Source organism: Streptomyces sp. NPDC058964, from assembly GCF_042741275.1.
GTDB lineage: Bacteria > Actinomycetota > Actinomycetes > Streptomycetales > Streptomycetaceae > Streptomyces.
In genome coordinates this window covers 1-3,548 of sequence record NZ_JBHYKH010000715.1, presented here as the reverse complement: position 1 = coordinate 3,548, position 3,548 = coordinate 1, and the positions used below count along the sequence as shown (strand labels likewise).

The following is a 3,548-nucleotide window of genomic DNA, read 5'->3' as shown; positions in this document are numbered from 1 at the left end:
GTGGCGCCCTCCCTCACACGCCGGGGGGGCGGCGCGCCGCCCCCCCCCCCCATCTTCCGTATGACTCCCCGTGACTCCCTACTCCGACTTCTCCGCGATGAACCCGGCGAGGGCCCGCGGCGTCGGATGGGCGAACAGATCCGCGAGACGAATCCGCACCTTGACGTCGGTGGTCCGCTTGATCCGCTGGAGGAGCTGCACCCCGAGCAGCGAGTGCCCCCCGTGCGAGAAGAACCCGGAACCGGCCTTCAGGTCCTCCCGCTTGAGGAACTCCCGCCACAGTGCCAGCAGCTGATCGGTCAGCTCGTCGGCGTCGACGGCGGTGCCGACGGCGTCCGCGGCGGCCCGCTCCCGCCCGGCCAGGGCCTCCGCGCGCAACCGCAGCCCCTCCAGGTCGGGCCGGCCGCCCACCGACGGCAGCGCATCCACCACGATCACCCGGACCGGCTCGGCGGCGGCGGGCAGTGACACCCGGATCTGCTTCAGCAGCCGCGCGGCCAGTCCGTCGGCCGGGCCGTCGCCCGTGGGCGCCACGAACGACACCACACGCCCGGCCACCGCCACACTCGCCGCACCGGCCACCTCGGCATGCGCCAGCAGCACCGCGTCCACCTCGTCGAGCCCGAACGTGACCCCCTGCACGGTCACCTGCCGGTCCAGCCGGCCCAGCAGCTCCAGCCGCCCGTCCGGCAGCCAGCGAGCCAGCTCCCCGGTGCGCCGCACGGTCCCGTCCGCCTCCGCGAGGCACAGCTCACCGCGCACCCGCACCGGCAGCTCGCCGCCGTCGGGCGCGGCCACCAGGGCCCGGACGGCCGACCACTCGCCCGGCGCGTACGCCGAGAACTGTGCGACGGCGGGGGAGAGCGGCAACGCCGTCGGCAGCCCGTGCCGGTGCCCGCCCGCCACCGCGGCCCGGTCGGCGTCGCTCCAAACCGACAACTCGCCCACGGGTTTGGCGAGTTCATCACCGAGCCGGACCAGGAGCGCGTCGTAGCGGGCGAGCAGCAGACCCACCTCGGCCGCAGAGAACACCTGGGTGCGGAACACGGCACGGATCCGCAGCCCGTCCTCGTCCCCGGGCTCCGGCCCGGCCCCCGGCATGAAGAAGAACTCCAGGTCGAACTTGCTGAAGCCGTTCTCCACGTCCCGCATCCGCGCCGGGAACCCGCCGACCGCGAAGTCCCCGGACGTGCCACCGGGCACGTAGTTGAACAGGTGGGTGCACAGCGAGTTGCGCCAGCTCGCGCCGCCCTCCGCGTCCCGCACCTCGTCGAGCACCGACTCGGCCGGCACCCCGCTGTTCCCGATCCCCTCCAGGAAGACCGATCGCACCCGGTTGACCAGCCGCTTGAACGGCTTGGCCGGGTCGATCCGCACCCGCAGCGGCAGCACGTTCACGTGGTAGCCGATCGCCGACTCGTGCCCGGCGGGCCGCACACTCACCGGCGATCCGACGACCAGGTCCCGCCCCGCGCCGTGTCGCGACAGCAGCAGGCAGTACGCGGACAGCAGGATCACGGCCTCCGGCGCGCGCAGCTCACGGCACAGCCGCCGCACCACGTCCCGCGCCGGACGCGACAGGGTGTACCAGGTGCTCTCACCGGCGAGGTCCGGAGTTTCGGCCGGCGGGTTGCCGAACCACAGGCCGCCCCCGTCGCCGGCACGGAAGCCGCGCAGCTGTTCCCGCCAGAACTCCACGCTCTCCTTGGACGGTTCCGGCTCCACGGCGGCCGGCACCGGCGTCTTGTCGTAGCCGTCCGGGTCCTGGAGCGCGTGCAGCAGCTCACCGAGGAAGGACACGGTCGACATCGCGTCGAACACGAGATGGTGCAGGGCGACACTCACCGTGCAGCCGCCGTCCCGTGCGAACACCGCCCCACGGACCAGCAGCGATCCGTCGAGCGCGAACGGTGCCGCCACGAACTCCTGCACGGCGGCCTGCACGTCACCTTCGCCCAGTGGGGTGCCGGGCACCGGGACCACCACCGCCTCGGGCGCGAGCACGCTCTTGGTCAGCTCGGTCTCCGTCGCCCGGAACACGGTCCGCAGGATCTCCTGCCGACGCACCACCAGCGTCAGAGCCCGTGCCAGCGCGGCGGGTTCGACGACCCCGTCGACATCGAACGTGACGGACAGATTGTTGATCCCGGCCCCTGGCACGAGCCGCTCCAGCAGCCACAGGTCGGTCTCCTTGCGCGTGGCCATGACGGTGCTCCTCATCGCAGTAACAGCCCCTACAGGCTGACGTCAGTCGATATCGATGCCCTCGAACTCGCCGTCGAGGATGTCGAAGATCTGCTCGGCGTCGGCGTCCGCCAGGGAGTCGACGGCGGACTCCGCGGTGCCCCCGGGGGAGTGCAGCTCGGACCAGCGCGACGCGAGGGCGCGCAGCGTCTGGGCCACCCGTGCGTGATCGCCCGCGTCGAGCCCCTCGGGTCCGGCCAACCCCACCAACTTTGCTTCCAGCGCCGCGAGATCACTCTCCACGGCGCGCAGCGCCGCGGGCCCGGTCTCGTCCGGTACGAGCTGCTCGCGCACGTACTCGGCGAGCGCCTGTGACGTCGGGTAGTCGAACGTCAGCGTCGCGGGCAGGCGCAGCCCGGTCAGCGGCGCCAGCTGATTGCGCAGCTCCACCGCCGCCAGCGAGTCGAACCCGAGGCCGCCGAAGCCGCGGTCCGGATCGACCGCGTCGCCCGACGCGTGGCCGAGCACCGCCGCCACTCGGGCCCGCACCAACTGCAGGACGTGCGGCCCCCGTTCCGGGGCGGGAAGGCGCAGCAGCCGCTCCTTGAGCGACTCCCCGCCCTGGGCCTGAGCCGTCACACCGCGGCGCCGGGCACCCGGGACCCGGACGAGCTCCCGCAGGATCGCGGGCAGCCCTCCGTCCCCGGCCCGCCGCTCCAGGGCGCCGGTGTCGAACGGCACCGGCAGCAGATGCGCCCGCCCGCTCCCGAGCCCGGCGTCCAGCAGTGCGAGCCCGGCTTCGAGGCCCAGCGCACGCGGCCCGGTCCGAGCGACCCGCTCCACGTCCGCCGAGGTGAGTCCGGCGCCCATGCCGCCGACCTCCGGCGCCCACAGGCCCCAGGCCAGCGAGACGGCCGGCAGCCCCTGGGCCTGCCGCATCGCGGCCAGGGCGTCCAGGTAGGCGTTGGCGGCCGCGTAGTTCGCCTGGCCGGTGCCGTCGAAGGTCGCGGCGGTCGAGGAGTAGAGGACGAACGCCCCGAGGTCGCGGTCGGCCGTCAGTTCGTGCAGATGACGGGCCGCGTCGGCCTTGGGCGCCCAGACCTTGGCCAGGCTCTCCCCGGTCAGGTGCCCGACGGTGGAGTCGTCGAGGACGCCGGCGGTGTGGACGACGGCGGTGATGTCCGGGTACGCGTCCAGCAGCCGGGCCACCGCCTCCCGGTCGGAGACGTCACACGCCTCGACCGCCACACGCTCGGCCCCCAGCTCCTTCAGTTCGGTGGCGAGTTCGGTGGCGCCGGGGGCGTCGGTGCCGCGTCGGCCGGCGAGCAGGAGGCTGCGGACGCCGTGGGTGGTGACGAGGTGGC

At 73.8% G+C, this 3,548-nt stretch carries 2 protein-coding genes; both read right to left on the bottom strand.

Annotated elements, in window-relative coordinates; all coding sequences use genetic code 11:
* Positions 1-78: 78 nt before the first annotated feature.
* Positions 79-2,205 (bottom strand): condensation domain-containing protein, encoded by a 2,127-nt coding sequence (locus tag ACFW2E_RS43515; protein ID WP_384476711.1) that lies wholly within the window; start codon positions 2,203-2,205, stop codon positions 79-81.
* A 42-nt stretch (positions 2,206-2,247) separates the two neighbouring features.
* A partial coding sequence (locus ACFW2E_RS43510; RefSeq protein ID WP_384476708.1) for a KR domain-containing protein occupies positions 2,248-3,548 on the bottom strand: 1,301 nt, incomplete at its 5' end.